Source organism: Halopseudomonas oceani (assembly GCF_002903165.1).
Taxonomy (GTDB): Bacteria; Pseudomonadota; Gammaproteobacteria; order Pseudomonadales; family Pseudomonadaceae; genus Halopseudomonas; species Halopseudomonas oceani.
In genome coordinates this window covers 1-26,073 of record NZ_PPSK01000009.1, presented here as the reverse complement: position 1 = coordinate 26,073, position 26,073 = coordinate 1, and the positions used below count along the sequence as shown (strand labels likewise).

Sequence of the window (26,073 nt, the reverse complement as noted above, 5' to 3'; positions counted from 1 at the left end):
TGATGCGATCTCTCGGCAACATTCTTCAGCTCGGCATCAAGGAGCTGCGCAGCCTGGCACGCGACCCTGCGCTGGTGCTGCTGATCATCTATGCCTTCAGCCTGAGCATCTACTCCTCTGCCACCGCCATGCCGGAAACCCCGAATCGGGCGACCATTGCGGTCGTCGATGAAGACCGCTCACAGGTTTCTGCCCGGCTGATTGACGCGTTCCAGCTGCCCTACTTTCTGCCCCCGACGCTGATCGACCACCGTCAGATGGATCAGGGCATGGACGGTGGCCTGTACACCTTTACGCTGAACATTCCACCCGACTTCCAGCGCGACCTGCTCGCAGGCGAGCAACCATCCATCCAGCTGAATGTGGATGCGACTCAGGTAAGTCAGGCGTTCAGCGGTGCCGGTCATATTCAGCAAATCATCCAGCGGGAAGCAACCGCCTTCGCACAGCGCTATCAGGGCACCGCCAGCCAGCCGGTCGAAGCGGTGGTGCGTGTAGCCTACAACCCCAATCTTGATGCCAGCTGGTTCGGTGCCATCACCGAGGTCATCAACCAGATCACCATGCTGTCGATCATCCTGACCGGCGCGGCGCTGATACGCGAACGCGAGCACGGCACCATCGAGCACTTGCTGGTGATGCCGGTTACGCCGTTGGAGATCATGCTGGCCAAAGTGTGGGCAATGGGCTTGGTGGTGCTGACAGCATCGGCACTTGCGTTGCAATTCATCGTCGAAGGCTGGCTACAGGTGCCCATTCAAGGCGCGATGGCCCTGTTTCTGGCTGGCACAGCACTGCACCTGTTTGCCACTACCTCAATGGGGATTTTCCTCGGCACGGTTGCCCGCTCGATGCCACAGCTTGGGCTGCTGATCATGCTGGTTCTGATCCCGCTGGAGATTCTGTCCGGGGCTGTAACGCCACGCGAAAGCATGCCGGTCCCGGTACAACTGATCATGTCGCTGGCACCAACCACACACTTCGTCGAACTGGCCCAGAGTGTCCTGCTGCGCGGCGCGGGCCTCGAAATCGTTTGGCCTAAGCTACTGGCATTGACGGCCATTGGTGCCGTGTTCTTTTGCGCTGCCCTGCGACGCCTGCGCAGCACTCTGCAGTAGTAACCAAACAACGCATCAGTCGATGTGATAACGAATGGATTCGATGTCCCAGCTTTTCACCGACTCGGGTGTGCGCACGATAACTTCGTCGCCCACCGCCTTGCCCAGACAGGCTCGAACAATAGGCGCATTGACCGAAACGTAGTCCTTGCGACCGTATATTTCGTCAGGGCCGACAATACGAAACAGCAGCTCCCGCCCGTCTTCATCGACCAGCGCCACCCAGGCGCCAAAGAATGCCCGACCTTCCTGAACCGGGCTGTACTCGACGACGCGGAGCTTATCAAGGCGGTTGCGAAGGAAGCGTACCCGCCGATCAATTTCTCGCAGGCGCTTCTTGTTGTACTGGTAATCGGCGTTCTCCGAGCGGTCACCAAGACTGGCCGCCCATTGAACCAGTCTGGTGACCTCTGGGCGCTCCTGCCGCCAGAGCTGATCCAGCTCCTGCTTGAGCGCAGCGTGCCCTTCCGGGGTGATGACGTTGGTATCCATAGCGCTATCCGAAAAGTACCGAAGCCACCGGACCTGATGGTCCGGCGGTGCAAAGACGGCATTGTCGACTTAACGCCCTGACGCTGTCGACATTCACTGCGCCGTCTGTGGGCTGTTTTCAGCGCCCTCGGACTCACGGCTTGCCTTGCCGTTTTCCGTGGCTGTCTCCAGGTAGATCAGCGTCCAGTCGGCCTCCGGCTCAATCGTCTGCTCCGGCGAGAAGACCCGCAACCGCCGCTCAGGCGTCAGGGCCAGCAATGGCGTACGCCCCTTGCCCGCTTCTTCCCGCCATTGGGCGTAACTGAAGCCCTCGGTCAGCGTCGTGGCCTTGAAGCGCGCCCCTTGACTGATCAGGCTCGACAGCTTGCTGAACGTCATGCCATCCGGGCCAAGCGGTGCGCCCTCGTGCTTGGCTGATATTTGCAAACGCTCGTTGGCACCGCTACGTTCGTTACGTACGGTGAAAATGCGGTGTGCGACAAAGTCACGCTGAAAATGCTGATTGAGCAATGCATTGCGCTCGCGCTCCGGCGTGATCGTAAGCAAGGTGCCCAACCCGGTCAGATCGAGGCTGCTGTCCACCTGGGCCGACAACGGGTTGCCGCGCACAGTGCGCAAGCCTTTCATCCGGGCCTGACTGATTGACTCCCAATGGGTATCTACCATCAGCAGCGGGACATCCAGCTTCTGCAAAACTTCCCCAAGTGCACGGGCAACCGCGTTGGCCCCAATAATCAGAACACCACGGCGCTCGGGCTCGGTTACTCGCAACAATCGGGCAACGGTTCGCGCCGTCGCACTCTGAAAGACAACAGTACCAATGATGACGGCAAAGGTCAGCGCACTTACCAGCGCGGCATTTTCATAACCGGCCTGCTCCAGACGCAGCGCAAACAGTGCCGATACCGCCGCGGCGACGATACCCCGTGGCCCGATCCAGGCAATCAGTGCCCGCTCACGCCAGTTCAGCTCGCTACCCAGGCTGCTGATCCAGACTGCCAGCGGTCTGGCGACAAACTGGATCACCAGCAGCAACGCCAGCGCTGGCCAGCCAAGCGCCAACAGCGCGCCCAGATCCAGTCGCGCCGCCAGCAGGATGAACAGGCCAGAGATGAGCAGCACCGACAGGTGTTCCTTGAACACCAGAATCTCTTCAATATCGACACCACGGGCATTCGCCAGCCAGATTCCCATGACCGTCACCGCCAGCAGGCCGGACTCATGCGCCAGTTCGTTGGCTAGGGTAAAGGTCACCAGCACCACGGTCAGCGAGGCCAGGACTTCGAGGTATTCAGGAATCCAGTGTCGCCGCATGGCGGTTGCCATCAATGCTCCACCGGCAACACCGGCGATGGTGCCGTAGCAGACCACCTTGGCAAATATCAGCAAGCCGGCGATAAAGCCGCTGTCACCGGCGCTCTGCGCCGCAATCCACTCGTAAACCAGCACCGCCAGCAAGGCGCCGATCGGGTCGATCAAAATACCCTCCCAGCGCAACACCCGTGAAATGCGCTGGGTCGCACGCAGCGTCCGCAGCATCGGAACAATGACTGTAGGGCCGGTTACCACAACCAATGCGCCGAACAACGCCGACAGGCCGGGCTCCAGGCCGATCAGCCAGTAACAGGCAACACTGATCACCCCCCAGGTAACCAGCGCACCGACTGTCACCAGCCGCCTTACCACACTACCGGTTTCCTTCAACTGGTCGAACTTGAGCGTCAGGCTGCCTTCGAACAGGATCAGCGCGACACAGAGCGATACCAGCGGAAACAGCAGGTCACCAAGAAACTCATCGGGCGACAGCACACCGACGACCGGTCCCAGCAGAATACCGGCAAGCAGCAGAAACAAAATCGCAGGCAGGCGCAAACGCCAGGCACTGAGCTGGCAGACAAGGCTAACCAGGGCAACCCCCGAAAACGTTAGTGCCGGGGTAATCAGATGTTGAATGTCTGTCACGTTTAGCTTTCCTGCTGCTCTGTTGCGTACACCTTGCGGTCACGTTGATGCGGTACATGCAGGTCTGGCCCCATGCCCAGCGCAACGATCCGATTCGGATTGATGCTGGAGTGACTGTAATAGTAATGTTGCTTGATGTGCTCGAAGTCGACGGTGTCGGCAATACCCGGCCACTGGTAAAGTTCGCGCAGGTAACCGAGCAAATTCGGATAATCTTCGATACGCTGCAGGTTGCACTTGAAGTGCCCGTGGTAGACCGGATCAAAGCGCACCAGCGTGGTGAACAAACGCCAATCAGCCAAGGTCAGCTCGCTACCAGCCAGATAGCGGCGCTCACCGAGCAACACCTCCACCCAGTCCAGAGCGGCAAAGAGTTCGCGACAGGCCTGCTCGTAGACATCCTGCTCGGTAGCAAACCCGGCCTTGTAAACCCCGTTATTAATATCACTGTAGACGCGCTCGTTGATCCACTCGATTTCGTTCTGCAACGCGCTCGGATAATAGTCATCACGATTGCCAGTCACGTCATCAAACGCGCTGTTGAAAATGCGGATGATCTCGGCCGACTCGTTGTTGACGATCGTCTCTTCCTGTCGATCCCATAGCACCGGCACGGTGACTCTGCCGGTGTAGTCCGGGCGGGTATGGGTATACAGCTGGTGCATGCAACGATAACCGTACAGCGGCTCGGGCTCGGCAAACTGCCAGCCCTGATCAAGCATGTGCGGGTGCACGACCGTGACGCCAATATGCGACTCCAGCCCCTTGAGGTGACGCATGATCAGCGTGCGATGAGCCCAGGGACAGGCCAGCGAGACATACAGATGGTAACGCCCGGACGCTGGCGCAAAGCGCGCACCTGGCTCAATCCAATCACGAAACCCGGCATCCTCACGCTTGAAGGCGCCACCCGTACTGCTGGTGTCATACCACTGATCGACCCATTGGCCGTCAATCAGACGTCCCATGCCCTGCTCCTTGATCCTGTCACTTGGCCTCTAAGCCTGACACTTTGTGCTACCGCTGAACAGGTCAGACAAAAGGCAGAGGTATTTTGCCCATAAAACACGTATAATACGCGGCTATCTCTTCCCTAAGGTTCACTTCCCGTATGTCCGATACCGCTCCGGCCCGGCAATTTGCCGATCTCGGCCTGCCTGCTCATCTCCTCGAGGCCCTCAACAGCCTCGGCTACGAAACCCCCTCCCCAATCCAGGCGGAAGCTATCCCCACGCTTCTGGCTGGCAAAGACCTGCTCGGTCTGGCGCAGACCGGCACTGGCAAGACCGCAGCCTTCGCGCTGCCTGTACTGGCTGGCATTGACGTCAGCCTGCGCGCAACTCAGGCACTGATCCTGACCCCGACCCGCGAGCTTGCGCTCCAGGTTGCCGAAGCATTCCAGCGCTACGCCCAGAACATGCGCGGCTTTACCGTTCTTGCCCTCTATGGCGGTTCGGCGTTTGCCCCCCAGTTCAAGGCGCTTGAGCGCGGCGCTCACGTCGTCGTGGCGACGCCAGGCCGTCTCACCGACCACCTGCGCCGCGGCAGCCTCAAGCTGCAAGACCTGCGTTATCTGGCGCTCGATGAAGCTGACGAAATGCTCAAGATGGGCTTCGCCGACGACCTTGAAGCCGTCTTTGAAGAAGTGCCGGATACCACCCAGAAGGCGTTGTTCTCCGCGACCATGCCGCCGGGCGTGCGCAACGTAGCGCGCAATCATATGAAAGAGCCTGCTGAGATCCGCTTGCACAGCGGCGCGAGCAGCAGTCTCGAGACCATCACCCAGAAAGTCTGGGAAGTCTCCAACCACCACAAGCTGGACGCCATGACCCGCCTGCTCGAAGTCGAGCCAGTCGAAGCCATGATCGTCTTCGTACGCACCAAGACTGCCAGCCTCGAACTGGCGGAACGTCTTGAAGCCCGCGGCTTTGCTGCCGCCGCGCTGAATGGTGACCTAACCCAGCAACTGCGCGAGCAGGTCGTTGACCGCCTCAAGCGTGGCTTGCTGGACATCGTGGTTGCGACCGACGTTGCCGCCCGTGGCCTGGACGTTGAGCGAATTACTCACGTACTGAACTACGACCTGCCGCACGACAGCGAAAGCTACGTACACCGCATCGGTCGTACCGGCCGCGCCGGTCGCCAGGGTACTGCGATCCTGTTCGCTACCCCGCGCGAGCGTCGTCTGCTGCACGTACTGGAGCGCGCTACCGGCCAGAAGATCGAGCCGCAGGCACTGCCGACCGCCGACGCCGTGCGCAGCGGCCGTCTGAACAAGCTGGCATCGCGCCTGAACGACGCCCGTGAACAGGCCACTTCGTTGCACCAGCAACTGGTCAGCGACCTGCAGGAACTCACCAGCCTGGACGCAACCGAACTGGCTGCCGCCCTGCTGACCTTGCTGCCGAGCGCCAAGACCTTGCTGGAACCGGTGGCGGACCTGCCCAGCGCACCGCCGCGCCGTGAGCGCGAGTTCGATCGCGACAGCGGCCTGACCCGTTACAAGGTGCAAGGTGGTCGCAAGACCGGCCTGATGCCCAAACCGCTGGTCGACGTGCTGGTCAAGGTTGGTGGCCTGCAACGCCAACAGATTGGTCACATCAAACTGTTCAACGAACACACTGGTGTCTTCCTGCCGACGCTGGATCAGGCGGTAATCAACCGTCTGGCTGGCGCCGAAATCAACGGCGTAACCTTGCAGATCAAGGCCTGGCCGCTGCCGGAAGGCGAGCTGCCGCCACGTGACCGCGCGCCCCGTGGCAAGCCGCCGCGCCGCGAATACGCAGGCAAGCCGAAGGGCCCGCGCAAGGCCTGAGGAACGCACTGCAGATGGAATGGGTCGACATCGGCGTCAATCTGACGGACAAAGCCTTCAATAGTGACCGCGACGCGGTACTAGAGCGGGCCCGTCAGGCCGGTGTCAGCCAGCAGTTGCTGACCATGACCTCGCTGGAGCAGGCAGAACAGTTGCTTGCTCTATGCGCGGACCACCCCGAACACCTCTTTACCACTGCTGGCGTGCACCCGCACGAGGCCCGTCATTGGACCGCTGACAGCAGCCGTCAGCTACGTGAGCTAAGCAACCAGCCCGCCGTTCGTGCCATTGGCGAATGCGGCCTGGACTACAACCGCGATTTCTCCCCCCGCTCCGCTCAGCTGAGCGCACTCGAAGAGCAACTTGCAGCAGCCGCCGACACCGGTCTGCCGGTATTTCTCCATGAGCGCGACGCAAGCGATACCCTGATCGCTGTCCTGCGTGACTTCCGCGACCGTCTTAGCGGTGCCGTGGTGCACTGTTTTACCGCAGACAGGAAAGCCCTCTATGCCTATCTGGATATGGACCTCTACGTCGGCATTACCGGCTGGATCTGTGACGAACGCCGGGGCACTGACCTCCAGGGCCTGGTGAAGGACATTCCTGACAATCGCCTGTTACTGGAAACGGATGCACCCTGGCTATTGCCGCGTACGCTGTCACCCAAGCCGAAAAATCGCCGCAACGAGCCGGCCTTCCTGCCGGAAGTCGCACGCATGGTGGCTGACTGTCGCCAGCAATCGATTTCCCACCTGAGCCAACATACCTGCGATAACGCTCGCCGCCTCTTTCAGCTTCCAATACCGAACCGATAGTCTATATTTGCTGCACCATAGCAACGGAAATGCAGCCAGGGACTAGCATGCCTGAAACGAAACGGACGGCCACCGGGCGATTTCTTCTCGCACCCTTGCTGGGCATGCTGCCGCTGCTGCTGCTCGGTATCACGCTCAGTCTGTTTCACTACCAGCAACTCAATCGTCTGATGCACGCCGATGGCAACGCCATCTTCCAGCGCATCGTGCAGCAGGTCACCCGAGAACTGGAGAATGTCTACCATCCGCCGATGCAGGCGCTGAACCTGCTCGCGCTCAGTAAACTGGTCAATACCGACAGCCTCTCCCAGCGCATGGACTACCTGCCCATGCTCGCCCAGGTTCTGACCGACAACCCGCAACTCAACTCTGTCTATGCGGGCTGGCACGACGGTGATTACCTTATGCTGCGGCCACTGGGTAGCCGCATCAACCAACAGCGTTTCAGTGCGCCACAGCGGGCACGCTGGATGGCCTGGCACATCGATATCGACGAAGAGGACAACCGGCACAACAGCTATCTGTTTTTGGATGAGAACCTGAAAATCGTCGAGGCTCGCCTGGCAGCTGACGAAGGCTACGATCCGCGTCAACGCCCCTGGTATGCTGCGGCCAGCAAGGCTGATCAGCGCATGATTACCACCCCCTATCTGTTTTTCTCCACCCGAGAATTTGGCACTACCCTTGCCCGGGCCAGCGGGAGCATCGCCGTGTTCGGCGCCGACCTCACCCTTGACCGCCTCTCGGAAACCCTTCGCCAACAGCGAATGACTCCCTCTTCAGAGCTGGTTCTCTACACCTCGGACGGCGTCGTGGTCGCCTATCAGGATCCCCATCGTCTGCAGCACACCACCCAGGGCAGTAGCTACCTGGAACCAAGACACTTCAACGAACTCGGCAGTACCTTGCTGGCAACCCTCGCTCTTGACGGTTACACCAGAGAACGCCAGACGATCAAGACGCTGGAGGGGCAGCGCTGGGTCATTCAGCAGCAGCGCATCGACATCATGGGCACACCCGACGTCTACCTGGCGGTGCTGGTGCCGGAAACAGAGTTACTGTCGGAGGCCTATCGGTTACGCACACTCGGATTCTGGCTCTCGCTGGGCATCAGCGCGTTGCTGTTACCACTAAGCTGGGTGCTGTGGCGGGTACTGCTGGATCCACGCAATCGTGACCGTTGATCTAACAAATTACTTTAACCCCTTGGCGCAAATCGTTATTTAAGTGATGATGCAAGAATACGGGGACTGACGAACACGCGGTTCTGCTGTCAGCAATCCAAAGGCTACGGAGCTGGATACCATGTCCAATCTTTTCGCACGCACCCTGCTCTGTCTGGTCCCGACGATCAGCCTGCTGGCCAGCCTGCCGCTGCAGGCAGCAGACAGCGGCACCCTGCCAGGCCGCGTCAACAGCGCCCTGCAAGCTGCCAAGATTCCCGCCGACGCACTGTCTCTGGCTGTTATCCCGCTGGAAAACCAGGGCATGGCCCAGTTCGTCAACGCCGATCAGCCAGTCAACCCCGCTTCCACTATGAAGCTGGTGACAACCTACGCTGCGCTGGAAATCCTTGGTCCGACCTATCACTGGAATACCGATCTATTCGCTGACGGTGACGTTGTTGACGGCACTCTGCAAGGTGACCTGATCTTCCGCAGCGGCGGCGACCCCAAGCTGACACTCGAGCGCATGTGGCTGATGCTGCGCGACCTTAAGGCCGCAGGCATTCGCCATATCAATGGCAACCTGGTGCTGCAGCCGGCCGACATGCGTTTCCCCGCCGACATTCCGCCGTTCATTGATGACAGCGGCAACCAGAACCGTCCGTTTCTGGTTGAACCAGATCCGCTGTTGACCAACCTCAAGGTGTTCGTACTGAGCAGCTTTGCTGAAGAAGGTGGCGTGCGTATCAATCTCGAGCCGGCGCTGCCTGAAGTCAAGGTAGTCAACCAGATCGCCCTGCTGCCCGCCCCCACTCGCAGTTGCCCGGCGCCGGACGTTGAGTACAACATTCAGGACAGCGGCCACGAAGCTGTTGTTACCCTCACAGGTAACCTGCATGAGGGCTGCATGGCGCAGCGTTACCTGACCGCGCTGACCGCGACCACTTACACCGCCAGCACCCTGCGCACGCTGTGGGCGGAAATGGGCGGCACTATTCGCGGCGACAATCAGATTGGCCGGGCTCCGCGCAGTGCCCGCCTGGTCTCACGCAGCACCTCTCCGGACCTGGTTGAAGTAGTGCGGGATATCAACAAGTGGAGCAACAACACCATGGCCCGACAGTTGTTCCTCACTATCGGCCGGGAAAACCGTATTGCCACGGATCGTGACGATCACAAAGCTGCCGTCCGCGTCATCGACGAGTGGCTCAACAATAAGGGTATTCGCGCCAATACGCTGGTGCTGGAAAATGGATCGGGGCTATCCCGTATGGAACGCCTGACCGCGCGCGACATGGCACAACTGCTGGCTCAGGCCTGGCAAAGCCCGTACAGCGCCGAGTTTATCGCCTCCATGCCGCTGGCGGCCATGGACGGAACCATGCGTCGTCGCCTGCGCAATACGCCAGTTGCCGGCCAGGCTCACATCAAGACGGGCTCACTGCGCAACGTCAAGGCGATTGCCGGGATCACCCGAGACGCCAACGGCCAAAGCTGGGCCGTCGCCGCCATCGTCAACCATGCCGCTGCCGGCGGTAGCGGACAGGCGCTTGATCTGGTGCTGCAAGACGTCTATCGCCGCGCACCGACAGACATCGCCAGCGCCAGCGGTCATTGATGAGTCACCGCCCTCAGGGGCGGTGACTCAGCTTCCAGGTCCGGTGAATACGCGCATTGCGCTGAAAATCACGATCCAGCGTCTGGGTTGAAATATCCTCCACCAGATACCGCGCCTCCACCGACTCATCCATGCGGAAACGACGGAAGTTGTTGGAAAAGTACAGCACTCCGCCCGGCGCCAACCGTTTCATCGCCAACTCGAGCAGTCGCGGGTGGTCGCGCTGCACATCGAACACCCCTTCCAGCTTCTTCGAGTTCGAGAAAGTTGGCGGATCAATGAAGATCAGATCGAACTGCTGATCCCCGGCCTGCTCCAGCCATGCCATCACATCGGAACGCACCAGCTTGTGCAGGTCAGACAGACCGTTAAGCGACAGGTTGCGCCGCGCCCAGTCCAGGTAGGTATTGGATAGGTCCACGCTGGTAGTTGAGCGCGCGCCTGCGGCCGCTGCATGCACGGTCGCCGTCGCGGTGTAGCAGAACAGGTTAAGGAAACGCTTGCCCTTGGCCTCGCCAGCGATGCGCAAACGCATCGGCCGGTGATCGAGGAACAGCCCGGTATCAAGATAGTCGGTCAGGTTGACTAGCAAACGTACCTGACCTTCGTGCACCTCGAAAAACTCGCCCTGTTGGGCCATTCGCTGATACTGCTGTTTGCCGGACTGACGCTGACGCTGCTTCAGGGCAATATGCTCCGGCGGGACACCCAGCACCTGCGGCAGCGCCGCCATGACATCCTGCAGGCGCGCCTCCGCCTTGTCTTCATCAATCGACTGCGGCGGCGCATACTCCTGCACATGCACCCGGTCACCATACAGATCAACCGCAACGGCAAACTCTGGCATATCGGCATCGTAAACGCGATAACACTCAATACCCTGCTGGCGTGCCCATTTACCCAGATTCTTGAGGTTCTTTTTCAACCGATTGGCAAACATCTGCGCCGACTCGCTGAGTCGGGCCGCCTCAACCGCTGCAGCCTCGCCCGCTGGCGCATCAGCCGCCTTGGTGACAAAGCGTTCCGACTGCAGATCCATCAACAGCAGCTTGCACGGCAGCGCGCCGTTAAACAGATTGTATTGCTTGTGACTGCGAATCCCCATGCGTTTGCCCAGGTCCACATTGCCGGTGAAGATCGCAGCCTGCCAGCCCTGACACTGCTGGCGCAGCACTTCGCCCAGCTTCTGATAGAGATACACCAGACTCGCGGTCGTGCCCAGGCGCTCACCGTAGGGCGGGTTACAGACCACAAGACCTTTCTGCCCACGATCCGGGTTGGGAGCAAAGGTCGCCAGCTCACCCTGGAACACCTTGACCCACTCCCCCACACCGGCACGCTGAATGTTGTTACGAACCGGCTGCAATAGGCGGGGATCAGCCTCATAGCCACGGATCCACAATGGCGGACGCGCCAATCCACGCTCGGCGCGCTCGCGGGCGTCGGTCAGCACCTTTTGCCAGAGCACAGGCACGTGCTGCTGCCAGCGGCTGAAGCCCCAGTGCTCACGCTGCAGGTTGGGAGCCACATCGGCAGCCATGAGCGCCGCCTCGACCAGGAAGGTACCCGACCCGCACATCGGATCGGTCAGCGCACCGCCGGCTTCAGCCAGTGCCGGCCAGCCGGAACGGATCAGAATGGCCGCTGCGAGGTTTTCCTTGAGCGGCGCAGCCCCCTGCTGCAGGCGATAGCCGCGCTGATGCAGGCTGGCGCCGGACAGATCCAGCGCCAGCTGCACCTCACCGCGGTGGCAGTGCACATTAATGCGCAGGTCAGGCCGCACCTTGTCCACGCCCGGACGGGTACCATCAGGGCGCCGCAGTTGGTCAACAATCGCGTCCTTGACCTTCAGCGCGCCAAAGTGGGTGTTGTCCACGCCCGCCAGCGAGCCGGTGAAATCAATAGCCAGGGTGCCATCCGGCGCCAGATGGTCACGCCAATCGATCAGCTGCACCCCGGCATACAAATCTTCGGCCGTCCCGGCCAAAAAACGCTTAAGGACCAGCAGTACCCGGTTACCGAGGCGCGACCACAGACACAGGCGATATCCGAGCTCGATATCGCCCTGCGCCGACACGCCGGCAACGGTTTCTTTGGCCGACTCCGCGCCCAAGGCAAGCACTTCATCTCGCAGCAGACCCTCCACTCCCTTCGGACAGGTAACAAAAAATTCAAGGATCTCGCGCATGTCGTTGATTTCCGGAATACGATGACGTTTATATTTCAGTGACAGCTAACCAGCTGCCTCAGGTATGCTAAATCGGTCTTTGTAGCGGTGACGGCCGATAGGGTACAACAGGGTATGACTTGAGCGGTGACAGTATTCGAAGCCGGGCCAATACACCCTATCCGACCGGCTTCCTTGCAGCGTAGTCAACAACCGATTACGCGCTACTTTGGAACGATTCGGATCGTTCAGAAAATGTCATACCACACGAGGACGCTACCCTATGAGAAGACTCAAGCGTGATCCGATGGAACGAGCATTTCAACGCGGTTACCAGCACGGAGTGAGTGGCAAATCCCAGGACACCTGCCCTTTTAACAACCCCTCTACCAGACAGAATTGGATCAATGGTTGGCGCGAAGGCCGCGCGGACCGTTGGGATGGCTTCACCGGCATCTCCGGCGTGCACCGACTCAATGAGATGCACGCGGTAGGCTAAACTCTCAAGCCGTTCTTCATTTTCCCCAAAGGCGCTCGCCCACAGCGCCGGGCCTCATGAAGGCCCACCCAGCCCCCGCTCTGCGGGGGCTTCCATTTTCAGCGCGGCATCACTGCAATCGCGTCAGCGCATTCACGGATCAGTTCTGGCCCGCGATAGATGAAGCCGCTGTAAAGCTGCACCAGGCTCGCGCCAGCGGCGATCTTGTCGGCCGCATCGGCACCACTGAAGATCCCGCCCACCCCAATGATCGGTATCTGCCCCTTCAATTCTGCGGCCAGCAGACGAATCACTTCAGTCGACATGTCGGTCAACGGCGCACCAGAAAGGCCACCAGCCTCGCTGGCATAGGGCGAATCGGCGACGGCGGTGCGATCAAGCGTTGTATTAGTCGCGATGACCGCATCCATACCCGCTTCCAGCAGCGTCGCGCCGACCAGCGCGACTTCTTCTTCATTCATGTCCGGCGCAATCTTGATAGCAATCGGCACGTACCGTCCACGCTCCTCGGCCAGCGCCGTCTGGCACTGTTTGATCTGGCCAAGCAGCACCTTGAGCGTTTCACCGTATTGCAGGGTACGCAGACCAGGGGTATTCGGTGACGACAGGTTGACGGTGACATAGCTGGCCCGGTCATAAACCTTGCGCAGGCAGTAGAGATAATCGTCCACCGCATTCTCGACCGGAGTGACCGCGTTCTTGCCGATATTGATGCCCAACACGCCGCTGTAGCGCACGCCCGACAGCCGCTCAAGCATGGCATCAACACCCTCGTTGTTAAAACCGAAGCGGTTGATGATTGCCAACTGCTCAGGCAGACGGAACAGGCGCGGCTTGGGGTTACCCGGTTGTGGGCGCGGCGTGACGGTGCCGACTTCCAGAAAACCGAAGCCCATCGCTGCCATCCCGTCGACAGCAACCGCGTTCTTGTCCAGTCCGGCAGCCAGCCCGACCGGGTTGTCAAAGGTCAGCCCCATCACCTCAACCGGCTGAGTCGGCACCGGGCGCACCAGCTTGTCGGCCAGCCGCAACCGCCCGGCAGCGCCGATCATGTCCAGTGCAAGGTCGTGGGAAGTTTCCGCGGGCAGGCGGAACATCAGCGAGCGAAGCAGTTCGTACATGGCGGGTATCCGGGGCAGAAAATCAGGTTGCAGAGTATACCTGAATCGAGCGCCTGCGCTCAGCCCGCCAGCCGCTCCAGTTTAAGCAGTTGGCCGTCATCGGTGAATTGCATGAGAAAGCTGCCGTACACACCCTGATGGGTCAGAAAAGGCCGCAAATGATGGGCCGGCAAACTGACACGCCGGCCATCACGGCTGTACATCATGACCCGCTCGGCGCGCCCCTGATACCAGGCCAGGTAGCGCTCGGCGGGTAACGCCAGATCTATGATCAACTGCTGCATGCATCGTCCTGAACAACCAGACGGGCGTGCTGAGCCAAATCCAGCAGCTCACGCATCGCTACCGCCACCATGGGGTAATCACCGGCGCCAGCACTCTTCAGCTCACCCAGCATGGTCTGCCAGCGCAACACCATCGCCTGATTGCGCTGCACCCAGTCAGCAACCAGTTCATCGACCGGCGTTGCCTCATCACCGCCCTGCAGCGCCGTAACAGTGATGCTGCGTGCCTGCCAGTCAAGATCATCGCGGTAACTTTCCCGTGCCAATGCCTGCCAATGGTTGTCGACCTGCAGCCCGGTCACCTGCTGACCGAACCAGGGCAGCTGCAGATGACTGCCGAGTGCGAAGAACACTTGCGCCACGCGCTCGGCATTCTGCCCGGTTGCATCGGCCGCTTCAACGATCCCCAGCAGCGTGTAGGCATGTCCAGTTCCGGCCACCACCCGCGCAATGGCCTCCGGTACACCTTCGTCAACGTAATGCTGATAGCGCTCATCCCACAGGTGCCGCACATCCCCTTCCAGCAACTGGTCAAAGCGCTCGGCCAGCGTCCGCACGCACGGCGCGAAGTGGGCGACCTCACGCTCCGGCAGCAGCTCGCTGCGACGGTTGCGAATGAACCACCGGCTGGCGCGGCGGCCAAGCCGCATGAGTTCTTCCATCAACTCCAGCTGGACCTCGGCCGAGACCTGATGATCGAGTGCCTCTATGCCGGCGAAGTGCTCCTGCAGGTGGAAAACATCCCGTGCGACAACCCAGGCCCGTGCGACATCACTGACCGCAGCGCCGGTGGACTGTTCCAGTCGTCGCAGGAAGGTAATGCCCATGTGGTTGACCAGATTGTTCGCCAGTTGAGTCGCGACAATTTCGCGCCGCAGCCGGTGGCGACCCAGTGCATCACTCCAGGATTTGAGCAGTACCGCCGGGAAAGCGGTCTCCAGCTCCCGAGCCAGGTAAGAGTCTTCCGGCACATCAGAGGCTACCAGCGCCTCTTTGAGATCAGCCTTCGAGTAAGAGATCAGCACCGACAGCTCGGCCCGGGTCAACCCCTTGCCGGTCGCCTTGCGCTCGGCAAGCTGGTCGTCCTCGGGCAAAAACTCCAGCGCCCGGTTGAGCTTGCCGCTGCTCTCCATTGAGTTGATGAAGCGTTGGTACTCGCCCATGGTCTGGGCGGCCTGGCGCTGGGCCAGACTGATGGCCTGGGTCTGCTTGTAGTTGTTGCCGAGCACCAGCTCGGCTACCGCGTCGGTCATGCTGGCCAGCAGCTTATTGCGCTGCTTGGCCGTCATGTCCTGGGCGGCGACCACTTCGTTGAGCAGAATCTTGATATTGACCTCGTGGTCGGAGCAGTCGACGCCACCGGCATTGTCAATAAAGTCTGTGTTGAGCGCACCGCCGTTGAGGCAGTACTCGATACGCCCGAGCTGGGTCAGCCCCAGGTTGCCGCCCTCGCCTACGATCCGGCAGCGCAGGTCGCGACCGTTGACCCTCAGCGCGTCGTTGGCTTTATCACCCACATCGGCATGGGTTTCGCTGCTGCCTTTGACGTAGGTGCCGATCCCGCCATTCCAGATCAGGTCCACCGGTGCTTTCAACAGTTGATGGATCAGCTCGGTCGGCGTCAAGCGCTCGGCGCTGATATCGAAGCGCGCGCGCATCTGCGGCGTCAGGGTGATCTGCTTGAGGCTGCGCGAAAAGACGCCGCCCCCCTCGGATATCAGGCTGGCGTCATAATCGGCCCAACTCGAGCGCGGCAGGGCAAACAGGCGCTCGCGCTCCGCGTAGCTGCGCTCGGGGTCAGGGTCGGGATCGATAAAGATATGCTGGTGGTTGAACGCAGCCACCAGTTTGAGCATGCGCGACTGCAACAGACCATTGCCGAAGACATCGCCGGCCATGTCGCCAATGCCGATCACGCTGACCGGATCAGTCTGCACGTTGATACCCAGCTCACGGAAATGCCGCTGTACCGACACCCAGGCGCCGCGTGCGGTGATGCCCATCTTCTTGTGGTCATAGCCTGCCGAGCCGCCGGACGCGAAGGCGTCACCCAGCCAGAAGCCGTAGCCCGCAGCAATTTCGTTGGCGATATCCGAGAAGGTTGCCGTGCCCTTGTCAGCGGCCACCACCAGATAGGGATCATCGGCGTCGTGCCGTACCACGTTGGCCGGCGGCACAACGTTACCGTCGGCCAGGTTGTCGGTAATATCCAGCAGCCCCTGAATGAACAAGCGATAGCAGGCAATGGCTTCTTGCTGCACTTCATCGCGGCTTCCCCCCAGCGGCAGCCGGCGCGGAACGAATCCCCCCTTCGCGCCGACCGGCACGATCACCGCATTCTTCACCTGCTGCGCCTTGACCAGACCAAGCACTTCGGTACGGTAGTCCTCTTCGCGATCAGACCAGCGTAATCCACCGCGGGCAACTTTGCCGCCACGCAGGTGGACACCCTCGACCCGCGGCGAATAGACAAATATCTCGAACATCGGCCGCGGCAACGGCAACTCGGGAATTGCCGACGGGTCGAACTTCAGGCTCACATAGTCCTTGCTCTGACCCGCTGCGTCAGGCTGGAAGAAGTTGGTGCGTAGCGTTGCCTTGATCAGATCAAGGTAGCGCCGCAGGATACGGTCTTCATTGAGCACCGCCACCTCATCCAGCGCGCCAAGAATCGCCTTTTCCAGCTTCTGCTGCATATCGCCCAGATCCTCGGCACTGAGCTTGCGCGCCAGATAAAAACGGGTACGGAACAGACGTACCAACTCGCGCGCGATATCGGCGTGGGCAACCAGGGTGCTGGCGATGTAAGGCAGCTCAAAGCCCAGTCGAATCTGCTTGAGATAGCGGGCATAGGCGCGCAGCAGCGCCACATCACGCCAGGGCAAACCGGACAGCAGTACCAGGCGGTTGAACCCGTCATTCTCCGCCTGCCCGGACCAGACCGCCTTGAAGGCGTCACGGAACAGCTCGTTGGCTTCCTGGATATCCAGCGTGGCGCCACCAACAAAGGTAAATTCGAAATCATGGATCCAGAACGTCGTGCCATCGGCCTGGGCAATGCGGAAGGGAAACTCGCCCAATACCCGCAGCCCCAGGTTCTCAAGAACCGGGATCACATCCGATAACGGCAGCGACTCGTTCAGGTGGTACAGTTTGCAGTGCAGCACGCCCTGGGTCTGTGCCAGCGGCTGATAAAAACTCATCGCCAGCGGCGCCTCAGGCGTCAACTCCAGCAGCGTCTGCAGGTCAACTACCCCGGTGGCAGCAGTAAAACGATCGCTATACCCCGCTGGAAAGCCATCCCCCAGGTGGGCCAGCACATCGGTAGCTCGCGCCTCGCCCAGACTCTCCAGCAACCGATCACGAAACTCGTCCTGCCAGTTACGGCAGGCGCGCACCACTTCCTGTTCTATTTTCACGGGGTCAATGTCCGGGGTCTTGGTCGGGTCAACACGCAGGATGAACTGAGTGCGCGCCAGAATGGATTCGGAGAAGTAAGTCCAGAACTCGCTTTCCGTTGCCTGCAACCGCTCCAGCAGGACTGCCTGGATCTTCAGCCTGATGTCGGTCGAGTACACATCCCGCGGGACAAATGCCAGCGCGTAGTAGAAGCGACCGTAATTACCACGACGCAGAAATAGCCGAATCTGGTTACGCTCCTGCATCTGCACGATGTTAAGCGCGGTTTCGGCCAGCTCGTCGACCGACATCTGGAACAGGTCGTCGCGCGGCAGCACCTGCAGCACCTGCTCCAGTTCCTTGGCCAGATGGCTGCTCGGCAGGAATCCGGAAACCGAACGCACATGTGCCACCTTGCGCCGAACGTGGGGAATGTTATCGACCAGCGCCGAATAGACGCGCGAGGTATAGAGCCCCATGAAGCGATGTTCCTGCACCACGTTGCCGTCCAGATCGACTTCCCGCACCGAGACATAATCTGGATAGGCCGGACGATGTACACGGCTCAGCTGCGAAGCCTTGGCAAACGAAAGCAACAGCGGCGCCTGCAGATAGCCGATCACCTGCTCCGGCAAGCCGTCGACGCTCTCATCACGCGGGTTCAGAGCCAGCGCGCCGAGGCTCGCGCCGGAGCGCAGGCCAAGGCGTTGCTCCGGCAAGCCTTCGTTGATGGAAAAACACTCATAACCAAGAAAGGTGAAGTGGTCATCCAGCAACCACTCCAGAAAGGCAACGGCTTCAGTCCGCTCCTCCCGAGCGAAGTAGTGTTTGCGTCGACTGCCCAGCATGGCGATCAGCTCAACCACCCGCGCGCGCATGGCGGGAAAATCGTGAACCGTCGCCCGGACGTTGCTCAGCGCTTCGAGCAGGCTATCCTGCAAGGCACGCAAATCCGCACTGGTTGTCGCGCGGTCGATCTCGATATACATCACCGACTCGGCCCGCGCTTCCTTTTTGCCTGCGCCGTTGGCCAGCAACTGCACAAGCTTGCCATCTTCCCTGCGCTCAACCGTCATGATGCTGTTGTAGAGATTGTGGATAGCGTAGCCGCGACGGCCAAGCTCCATGCGTACTGAGTCGACCAGAAACGGCAAATCACGGTGCACCACCTCAACCACCGTGTGCGTGCTCTGCCAGCCGTGCTGCTGGGTATCCGGGTTGAACACCCGCAACTTGACCTCACCGCCAGGTAGCGTTTGCAGGAAGCGCCACGCCGAAAGAGTGCAACCGAGCAGGTCGTTATCCTGCCGAGACGCCAGCTCCGCATGTGAGGCAATACCAAAGAAGTTACTGCAAAACAGGCCGATCGCATCACGGTCAGCCTTGGTAACCAGCGCCTGCAGGCGCTCGGTCAGTGATTCAATAAACGCCTGTTTGGAACTGGCCATGATCAACGCCATCTTGCCGACCTCCAGAATCGCGGGTGTATCGGCAGCACCGCTCTGAACGCACTCTGACGCTTTATTCCAGCGGTGCCGCATTAATTGTGATGTGAGGATAGTCTAGACCAAAGGGATTTCGTTAAAGTGACGTACACTGACGCCAGCCAGCGAACCAGAACAACGGAAAACACATGACCCATCGGGAATCCCTGCTGCAGTTGAAGGCCTTTATGGGCCAGCACATTTTCGGCCAGGAGCATTTGATTGATCGCATGCTGATCAGCCTGCTCGCTGGCGGCCACGTGCTGGTCGAGGGTGCCCCGGGCCTGGCCAAAACCAAGGCGATCAAGGCGCTGTCCGAAGGCATCGAAGCGGACTTTCACCGGATTCAGTTCACCCCTGACCTACTGCCGGCCGACATTACCGGTACCGAGGTCTACCACCCGGAAACAACGACCTTCAGCTTCCAGCAGGGACCGATCTTCCACCATCTGGTGTTGGCCGACGAGATCAACCGCGCGCCGGCCAAGGTGCAGTCGGCACTGCTTGAGGCAATGGCCGAGCGCCAGGTCAGTATCGGCCGCCAGACCTACGCCCTACCCGAGCTGTTCATGGTCATGGCGACCCAGAACCCGATTGAGCAGGAAGGTACCTACCCACTGCCCGAAGCACAGCTCGACCGTTTTCTGATGCATGTACGCATCGGTTTCCCGGACGCGGCACTGGAGCGTCAGATCCTGCAATTGGCCCGCGGTGAAGCGCGCGGCGACGAACCGAAGATGGCCGAGCGCATTACCCAGCAGAGCATTCTGGCTGCCCGCCAGGAGGTGCTCGACCTGTTCATGGCTGACGCCGTGGAGGAATATCTGATCCAGCTGGTGATGGCAACCCGCCGGCCGGACCAGTACAACCCGCAGCTGGCCGAATGGCTGGAAATGGGTGCCAGCCCGCGCGGCACCATCGCGCTGGATCGCTGTGCCCGTGCTCACGCCTGGCTGGCCGGGCGCGACTTCGTCAGCCCGGAAGACGTGCAAGCCATCGCCCACGACGTGCTGCGTCACCGGGTTCTGCTCAGCTTTGAAGCGGAAGCGGCCGGCATCGACAGTGACCAGGCGATCAACCTGCTGATCGACTCGGTCCCCGTTGTCTGAACCATGACGGTCAGCCTTGATCCGACCCTGCACACCAGTCTGGAGGCGCTGCTCGCAACTCGCAGGCATTGTCACGAACTGCCCCTGTTCAGCCGACCGGTGCGCAACGGACGACAGACCGGCCAGCAGAACTCGCGCCTGCGCGGCCGCGGCGTCGACTTCGATCAGGTGCGTGCCTACCTGCCGGGCGACGACATTCGCAACATCGACTGGCGCGTCACCGCACGCAGTCAGAAGGTACACACCAAGGTATTCAATGAGGAACGGGAACGTCCGGTCTTTTTGATTGGTGAGCAGAGTCCCCGACTGTTCTTCGGCAGCCAGCGCTACCTCAAGTCAGTACTGGCTGCGGAGACCTGCGCATTGATTGCCTGGACGGCTTTGGCCCACCATGACCGGGTAGGTGGCATGGTATTCGGATCAGGGCAATGCCATGAAGTGCGCCCGCGCCGGGATCGCAAGGCCCTGCTGCAGCTACTACAGCTTTTGGTGCAAGCCAATCACGCCCTGGCACCGGAACACGCAGACCCCGCCGACCCGGTCAGCGAGGCGCTCAACATGGCGCTGCGTCACAGTCGCGAGATCATCCGCCCCGGCAGTATTCTGTATATCGTCTGCGACCACGCGGCAATCGACGGCCTGAACCAGAGCTTGCTGATTCCACTGGCCGGCCATAATGACCTGATCCTGCTACCGGTGTTCGACCCGCTCGACAGTGAGCTGCCCGCCAACGGCGCACTCGATTTTGTGCAAGGCAAGCAACGGTTAACCCTGAACAGCAGCGACGATGCTACCCGCGCGGCATACGCTGCCCAGTTTCAGGCCCAGCGCCAGGCCTGGATGCGCCTAGCGCGCCGACTACGCTGCAGCCTGCTGCCACTCGATACCCGCGCACCGGCCCACGAGCAACTGCGCGACAATCTCGGCGGCCACCCGAAGGCGGCGCAGACATGAGCAGTCCACTGGAAGGCAGCCTGCTGCTGCCCACCCTGCCGCCACCGATCAGTTGGTGGCCTCCTGCCCCGGGCTGGCTCGCTCTCGCTGCGTTGCTGGTAGTGCTGCTGATCCTCGCTCCACTGGCGATACTGCTGAACCGTCGGCGTCAACGGCGCCGACTGAAGGCTCAGCGCATTCTCTGGGAAATACCCGATGGCCTGTCCGATCACGACTGGCTAGCCGCGCTCAATACCCAGATCAAACGGCATCTGAAAAGCCGTGGAGAGATCTCCGCCACCCGACTGTACGGTGCCAGCTGGGTTGAATATTTATGTCAACACTACCCACGCCCACGCGCGGACCTGCTTGCACCACTGGGCGGCAGCCTGTATCAGGCTGACGTGCAGCTGAGCAGCGCAGATCGCCGTATATTGCAGCGCGAGCTGCTGCGCTGGATAAGGCACAACCATGTTTGAACTGGCCTGGCCCGCGAGCATTCTGCTGCTGCCATTGCCCTGGTTGCTGCGCTGGCTGCTGCCGCCTGCGAAGCGGCCAGAGGCGGCCTTGCAGATTGGCTTCATGGCACGCCTGCAACGGCTCGACGCCAGTCAGCCCAGCCGCCCTCACCCGGCAAGGCGAACCGCGCCGCTGATCCTGATGTGGCTGCTGCTGGTTTTTGCCAGCGCACGACCGCAGTTGCTCGGCGCGCCGCTGCCACCGCCCAGCAGCGGTCGGGACATGATGCTGGCGGTCGATCTATCGGCAAGCATGGATACCCGCGATCTGACACTCGACGATAAACCGGCAAATCGTCTCAGTGTCGTCCAGCACTGGCTGGACAGCTTGATCGAGCAACGCAGCGGTGACCGTATCGGGCTGATCCTGTTTGGCACCCGTGCCTATGTGCAGTCGCCCCTGACCTACGATCTCGACAGCGTTCGGCAGTGGCTGGATGAGGCCTTTATCGGTCTGGCTGGCCGCGACACGGCGATCGGCGATGCTATCGGCCTGGCGATCAAGCGGCTGATGGCACAACCGGCCAACAGCCGGGTGCTGCTGCTAGTGACCGATGGCGCCAACACCACGGGAGGTATCTCGCCGGTCCAGGCCGCGCGACTGGCAGCCGATGAGCATATTCGTATTTTCACCATTGGCGTGGGAGCTGAGAGCAAGGGCAACAACGATCTGATGAGCCTGCTTGAAGGTAATGCAGATCCGGCCAGTGACCTTGACGAGGCAACCCTGCAGGAAATCGCCAACGTCACCGATGGCGCCTATTTCCGGGTCCGCGACAGCGCCTCACTGGCCGCCGCCGTGCAACGTATCGAACAGCTCGAGCCCAGCCTGCGTAGCGGCCCGGCCAGCCGCAAGGCGTTGCCGTTGTACCACTGGCCGCTGGCTGCCGCCTTGCTGATCAGCCTGCTCTGGAGCAGCCCAATGCTGCGCAGGAGGTTGAATGCTGGCTGATCATGCCCTGCCCCTCACCTTTCTGCGCCCGCTTTGGCTACTCGGTGTTCTGCCCGCTTTGGCCCTGTGCGGGTATCTGTATCGGCATCGACGCCAGCGTTCCGGCTGGGACAGCCTACTGCCGTCAACGCTGCGCAAGGCGCTTGTCGAGGGCCAGCCTCGGCGGCTATACGCCGGCCGCTATATGCTGCTCGCCGCAATCTGGACACTTAGCCTGATTACCCTCGCCGGCCCGGCCTGGGAATCGACCGATACCGTGCAACGGGAAGACAGCGCCAGCCTGATTCTGGTCCTGCAGGTGTCGCGCAGCATGCTGTCCAATGATCTGCAGCCCACCCGGCTGGAGCGTGCCAAGCGCAAGATTCGCGACATCCTGCAACGCTATCCGGACCGCCGCGTCGCGCTCATTGCCTATGCTGGCAGTGCTCATCTGGTCGCCCCGCTGACTCGGGACCATACAACGCTGATCAATCTGCTTGACGCCCTGCACCCGGACATCATGCCGGCACGCGGTCAACAGGCCGATCAGGCGCTGCTGCTTGCTGCCAACCTGCGCGCCGAACATGGCGACAGCGCCACCCAGGTGTTACTGCTGAGCAGCGGTATCGACGACATTGATCCCGAACGCCTAGAACTGGCGGCTGACCGGCTGGGCCAGAGCCTGCAGGTCATTGGAATCGGTACCGCCGACGGAGCCCCCGTCCCGCTGGCCGAGGGCGGCTTCATGCGCGACGACCAGGGCCGCATCCTGCTGCCGCGTCTGAACGAACCCGAGCTGATCGAATTTGCCCGTTCAGAGGGCGGACGCTACGCTCGCATGAGCCTCGATGACAGCGATATAGGGCAGTTGCTGGAATCCGATTTCGCGGCCCAGCAAGCCAACGCCGAGCAGCGTCAGCGCAGCGACCAGGGCCACTGGCTGTTGCTGCTGCTATTACCCCTGGTTGCACTCGGCGCACGGCGCGGCTGGCTGCTGGTTGCGGTTTGCGCACTCTGGTTACCGCAACCCGCCTCAGCCATGAGCTGGGCTGACCTCTGGCAACGGCCAGACCAGCAAGCTGCCGCCCTGCTGGCCAACGGCAAACCGGCAGCAGCAGCCACGCTGTTCGAAGACCCGCAATGGCGCGCACAAGCGCTGCTGGACAGTGGCGACTACGCAGCGGCAGCAGCCATCTGGGGCGCACTGGCCGAGCAACAGCCGGACAACGCCGAGCTGCACTTCAATCACGGCACAGCGCTTGCCCTGGCTGGCGACTACCAGCAAGCACTCGCAGCTTTCGAGCAGACACTCACCCGCGCCCCGGATCACACCGCCGCCCGTCACAACCGCCAACAAGTAGAAGCCTATCTGGCCGAGCAGCAGGCACAGCAGAACGAAGCCGAAGACCAAGCCAGCGAGCCGCAACCGCAGCCCGGGGACACCAGCGGCGGCACGGGAAGCGAAACCGAAGACAATGCCGGCGCAGTTGCCGATACCACCACCGAAACCAACCCGGGCAGCGACAGCAGCAGCTCCGCCAGCGCGACCGGTAACCGCACCGACGGTGATGAAACCGGCACTGAAACCCGCAATGACGGCACAGCAGGCGGCGAGCTGACCGACAGCCCCGAGCTGGAGGGCAGCAGCTCTGCCGCTGTCGGTGGTGGAGCCGGCAGTCGCCGACAGATCGAACAACGCCAGGCTGTGCAACAATGGCTGCGGGATATTCCCGACAATCCGGCGGAACTGCTGCGTCGCAAGTTCCTCTATCAGCACCTGCAACAGAACGACGGACGCCCCCGATAATGCGCAAGTTGCTTTTCACCCTGCTCCTGCTGACCACCAGCCTGCCCGGCTTTGCCGCGCTGCAGGCCAGCGTCGATCGCACTCAGCTGGTTGAACAGCAGCCGCTGGAGCTGACGCTGGAAAGCACCCTGGCCAAGCGGACCGACCAACCGGACCTGAGCCCGCTTGAAACCCATTTCCAAATTGAATCCAGCCGCAAGCTCAATCTGGTCAGCACCATCAACGGCCGCAGTCTGCCCGTCACGCGTTGGGTAATACACCTGCTGCCACTGCGCACCGGCTATGTCGTCATCCCGCCGCTGGAGCTTGCCGGCGAGCGCAGCGAACCGGTCACCCTGCATGTCCTGACCCAGACCCAGGCCAGCGATATCAGCCCGACGGATATCGCACCGATCTTTATCGACAGCGAACTCGACACCCACACACCCTATGTACAGGCTCAGGTGCTGCTGACGCTGCGCATTTACCACTCGGTGTCACTGTATGACGACTCGACTCTCAGCGGGCTGGAAATTCCCGACGCCCGGGTCGAAGCGCTTGGTGCGCCGAAAACCTACGAACGGGACATCAACGGCGTCGTCCACGGCGTGATCGAGGTCCGCTACGCCATCTATCCGCAACACAGTGGTGTGCTCGACATACCATCCCAACTGTTCAGCGCTACCGCGGTTCAGTCACGCAGCACCGCCAGCCAGTCCGGCAGTCACAACGCGCGGTTCATCCAGCTGCGCTCACCCAGTCAACAGCTGCAGGTCAAACCCATACCTGAAAGCTATCCGGCGGGTGTGCCGTGGTTGCCCGCCCGGCAGGTGAGACTGAGCCAAAACTGGCAACCCGACCCATCAGGCGAGCTGACTCGCGGCGAACCGTTGACCCGCACGCTGTCCATTCAGGCGGATGGGCTGACTGCGATGCAGCTGCCAGAGCTGAATACCCTCGCCGACGATCAGGACGAGCTGCGTCAGTACAGTGATCAGCCGCAACTGGAAAACCAACTGTCCAGCACCGGCGTACTCGGCCTGCGTCAGGAAAGCTCGGCGGTCGTCGCACGCCACGCCGGACGTCACATCGTGCCCGCCATTCGTGTGCCATGGTGGAACACGACAACCGACCAGTTGGAAACATCCGAGCTAGACGCCGTCACCCTGAATATCCGCGGCAACAACAGCTTCAATGACACCAGCAACACCTACACCGGTCCGCCACCAGCAGAACTGCCAGTGCTCTGGCCCTGGCAACTTGCCACCGTCCTGTTGCTCGCCGCACTGACTTGGGCGCTAGTCAAGTTGCATGGCGCACGCCGTGCGCTCACCGCCCTTGATGAGCTGGGTGAGGATACCGTCAGCCTCGACACCGATGAGCCCGGCAACCCGCTGGCCGACCTGCAAACCGCCTGCCGCCACAACCAGCCTGCAGAAGCACGCAAGGCACTGGAGCACTGGGCCAAGCAGCAGGAAAGCGACCTCATTGCCCTCAGCCACGCTCATCCCATCCTCGCCGATGCGCTGGATGATCTGAACGGCTGCCTGTTTGGCCAGACCGAACATGCTTGGCGCGGCAAACCGCTCTGGCGCGCCGTGCGCAAGGTGACCCAGGCCCGCCAGCGCGAGACTGAAGCGCTGGGTGAGAATGCGATTGAGCCGCTATATCCGGATGTGTGAGTAACGTTCGGTTCGAGGCCAATTATCAGCATCGCCGCGTGCTGCGCCCACCACATCGACATCATCTCAACCGGGCAAATTGAGCTACCGCACTGGCAATACCCACGCGCACATCACAAGCCAGCCACATAAGTACGCACACTTTCGCTGTTGTCGAGCCCTCTTTTCGCCTTC

19 protein-coding genes are annotated in these 26,073 nt (G+C 61.1%); 12 read left to right on the top strand and 7 right to left on the bottom strand.

Annotation, left to right across the window (positions count from 1 at the left end; translation table 11 throughout):
- Window positions 1-2: 2 nt before the first annotated feature.
- Window positions 3-1,118: an ABC transporter permease gene (locus tag C1949_RS10570; protein WP_104738558.1), complete on the top strand. Its 1,116-nt coding sequence runs from the start codon at window positions 3-5 to the stop codon at window positions 1,116-1,118.
- Window positions 1,119-1,133: 15 nt separating this feature from the next.
- Here C1949_RS10570 and greB read toward each other — a convergent pair whose 3' ends face one another.
- The 3 genes from greB to C1949_RS10555 all read right to left on the bottom strand — a co-directional run bounded on the left by greB (window position 1,134) and on the right by C1949_RS10555 (window position 4,540).
- On the bottom strand, window positions 1,134-1,610 hold the full coding sequence (gene greB / locus C1949_RS10565; RefSeq protein WP_104738452.1) for a transcription elongation factor GreB: 477 nt from the start codon (window positions 1,608-1,610) through the stop codon (window positions 1,134-1,136).
- A 93-nt stretch (window positions 1,611-1,703) separates the two neighbouring features.
- Window positions 1,704-3,572 (bottom strand): cation:proton antiporter, encoded by a 1,869-nt coding sequence (locus tag C1949_RS10560; protein WP_229744422.1) that lies wholly within the window; start codon window positions 3,570-3,572, stop codon window positions 1,704-1,706.
- A 2-nt stretch (window positions 3,573-3,574) separates the two neighbouring features.
- Window positions 3,575-4,540, bottom strand: a complete 966-nt coding sequence (locus tag C1949_RS10555; RefSeq protein ID WP_104738451.1) for a glutathione S-transferase family protein — start codon at window positions 4,538-4,540, stop codon at window positions 3,575-3,577.
- Between the two features lie 143 nt (window positions 4,541-4,683).
- Between C1949_RS10555 and C1949_RS10550 the strand changes: the two genes are divergently transcribed.
- From C1949_RS10550 to dacB, 4 genes are all read left to right on the top strand, one after another.
- Entirely contained in the window at window positions 4,684-6,387 is a 1,704-nt protein-coding gene (locus tag C1949_RS10550) for a DEAD/DEAH box helicase (RefSeq protein ID WP_104738450.1), read from the top strand.
- A gap of 14 nt (window positions 6,388-6,401) precedes the next feature.
- Window positions 6,402-7,202, top strand: a complete 801-nt coding sequence (locus C1949_RS10545; protein WP_104738449.1) for a TatD family hydrolase — start codon at window positions 6,402-6,404, stop codon at window positions 7,200-7,202.
- A 47-nt stretch (window positions 7,203-7,249) separates the two neighbouring features.
- On the top strand, window positions 7,250-8,386 hold the full coding sequence (locus C1949_RS10540; RefSeq protein ID WP_170063057.1) for a cache domain-containing protein: 1,137 nt from the start codon (window positions 7,250-7,252) through the stop codon (window positions 8,384-8,386).
- A gap of 121 nt (window positions 8,387-8,507) precedes the next feature.
- Window positions 8,508-9,986: a D-alanyl-D-alanine carboxypeptidase/D-alanyl-D-alanine endopeptidase gene (gene dacB / locus C1949_RS10535; RefSeq protein ID WP_104738447.1), complete on the top strand. Its 1,479-nt coding sequence runs from the start codon at window positions 8,508-8,510 to the stop codon at window positions 9,984-9,986.
- A 13-nt stretch (window positions 9,987-9,999) separates the two neighbouring features.
- Here the strand turns inward: dacB and rlmKL are convergent, their stop codons facing one another.
- Window positions 10,000-12,174 carry a bifunctional 23S rRNA (guanine(2069)-N(7))-methyltransferase RlmK/23S rRNA (guanine(2445)-N(2))-methyltransferase RlmL gene (gene rlmKL / locus C1949_RS10530; protein ID WP_104738446.1) on the bottom strand — a complete coding sequence of 725 codons (2,175 nt, stop codon included), beginning with the start codon at window positions 12,172-12,174 and terminating at the stop codon, window positions 10,000-10,002.
- 262 nt (window positions 12,175-12,436) lie between these two features.
- Between rlmKL and rmf the strand changes: the two genes are divergently transcribed.
- Complete coding sequence (gene rmf, locus C1949_RS10525) at window positions 12,437-12,652, top strand: ribosome modulation factor (RefSeq protein ID WP_088274068.1); 216 nt, start codon at window positions 12,437-12,439, stop codon at window positions 12,650-12,652.
- Between the two features lie 98 nt (window positions 12,653-12,750).
- On the opposite strand, the gene C1949_RS10520 is transcribed toward rmf, so the two are convergent.
- From C1949_RS10520 to C1949_RS10510, 3 genes are read right to left on the bottom strand one after another with little or no spacing between them, the layout of a single operon-like run.
- On the bottom strand, window positions 12,751-13,773 hold the full coding sequence (locus tag C1949_RS10520; RefSeq protein ID WP_104738445.1) for a quinone-dependent dihydroorotate dehydrogenase: 1,023 nt from the start codon (window positions 13,771-13,773) through the stop codon (window positions 12,751-12,753).
- 59 nt (window positions 13,774-13,832) lie between these two features.
- Window positions 13,833-14,057 carry a DUF2835 domain-containing protein gene (locus C1949_RS10515; RefSeq protein ID WP_104738444.1) on the bottom strand — a complete coding sequence of 75 codons (225 nt, stop codon included), beginning with the start codon at window positions 14,055-14,057 and terminating at the stop codon, window positions 13,833-13,835.
- Entirely contained in the window at window positions 14,045-18,916 is a 4,872-nt protein-coding gene (locus C1949_RS10510) for an NAD-glutamate dehydrogenase (RefSeq protein WP_104738443.1), read from the bottom strand. The genes C1949_RS10515 and C1949_RS10510 overlap by 13 nt, the downstream gene beginning before the upstream one ends.
- A 173-nt stretch (window positions 18,917-19,089) precedes the next feature.
- On the opposite strand from C1949_RS10510, the gene C1949_RS10505 reads away from it, so the two are divergent.
- From C1949_RS10505 to C1949_RS10480, 6 genes are read left to right on the top strand one after another with little or no spacing between them, the layout of a single operon-like run.
- Complete coding sequence (locus C1949_RS10505; RefSeq protein ID WP_104738442.1) at window positions 19,090-20,049, top strand: AAA family ATPase; 960 nt, start codon at window positions 19,090-19,092, stop codon at window positions 20,047-20,049.
- A 3-nt stretch (window positions 20,050-20,052) separates the two neighbouring features.
- The gene (locus C1949_RS10500; RefSeq protein WP_104738441.1) at window positions 20,053-21,003 is read left to right on the top strand and encodes a DUF58 domain-containing protein; all 951 of its coding nucleotides are present in this window, start codon (window positions 20,053-20,055) and stop codon (window positions 21,001-21,003) included.
- Window positions 21,000-21,461 (top strand): DUF4381 family protein, encoded by a 462-nt coding sequence (locus C1949_RS10495; RefSeq protein ID WP_104738440.1) that lies wholly within the window; start codon window positions 21,000-21,002, stop codon window positions 21,459-21,461. Before C1949_RS10500 ends, C1949_RS10495 begins: the two co-directional genes overlap by 4 nt.
- Window positions 21,454-22,452, top strand: coding sequence for a VWA domain-containing protein (locus C1949_RS10490; RefSeq protein ID WP_104738439.1), 999 nt, complete (start codon window positions 21,454-21,456; stop codon window positions 22,450-22,452). The genes C1949_RS10495 and C1949_RS10490 overlap by 8 nt, the downstream gene beginning before the upstream one ends.
- The gene (locus C1949_RS10485) at window positions 22,442-24,238 is read left to right on the top strand and encodes a VWA domain-containing protein (RefSeq protein ID WP_104738438.1); all 1,797 of its coding nucleotides are present in this window, start codon (window positions 22,442-22,444) and stop codon (window positions 24,236-24,238) included. Before C1949_RS10490 ends, C1949_RS10485 begins: the two co-directional genes overlap by 11 nt.
- Window positions 24,238-25,899 (top strand): BatD family protein, encoded by a 1,662-nt coding sequence (locus C1949_RS10480; protein ID WP_170063056.1) that lies wholly within the window; start codon window positions 24,238-24,240, stop codon window positions 25,897-25,899. The genes C1949_RS10485 and C1949_RS10480 overlap by 1 nt, the downstream gene beginning before the upstream one ends.
- The last annotated feature ends 174 nt before the right edge of the window (window positions 25,900-26,073 follow it).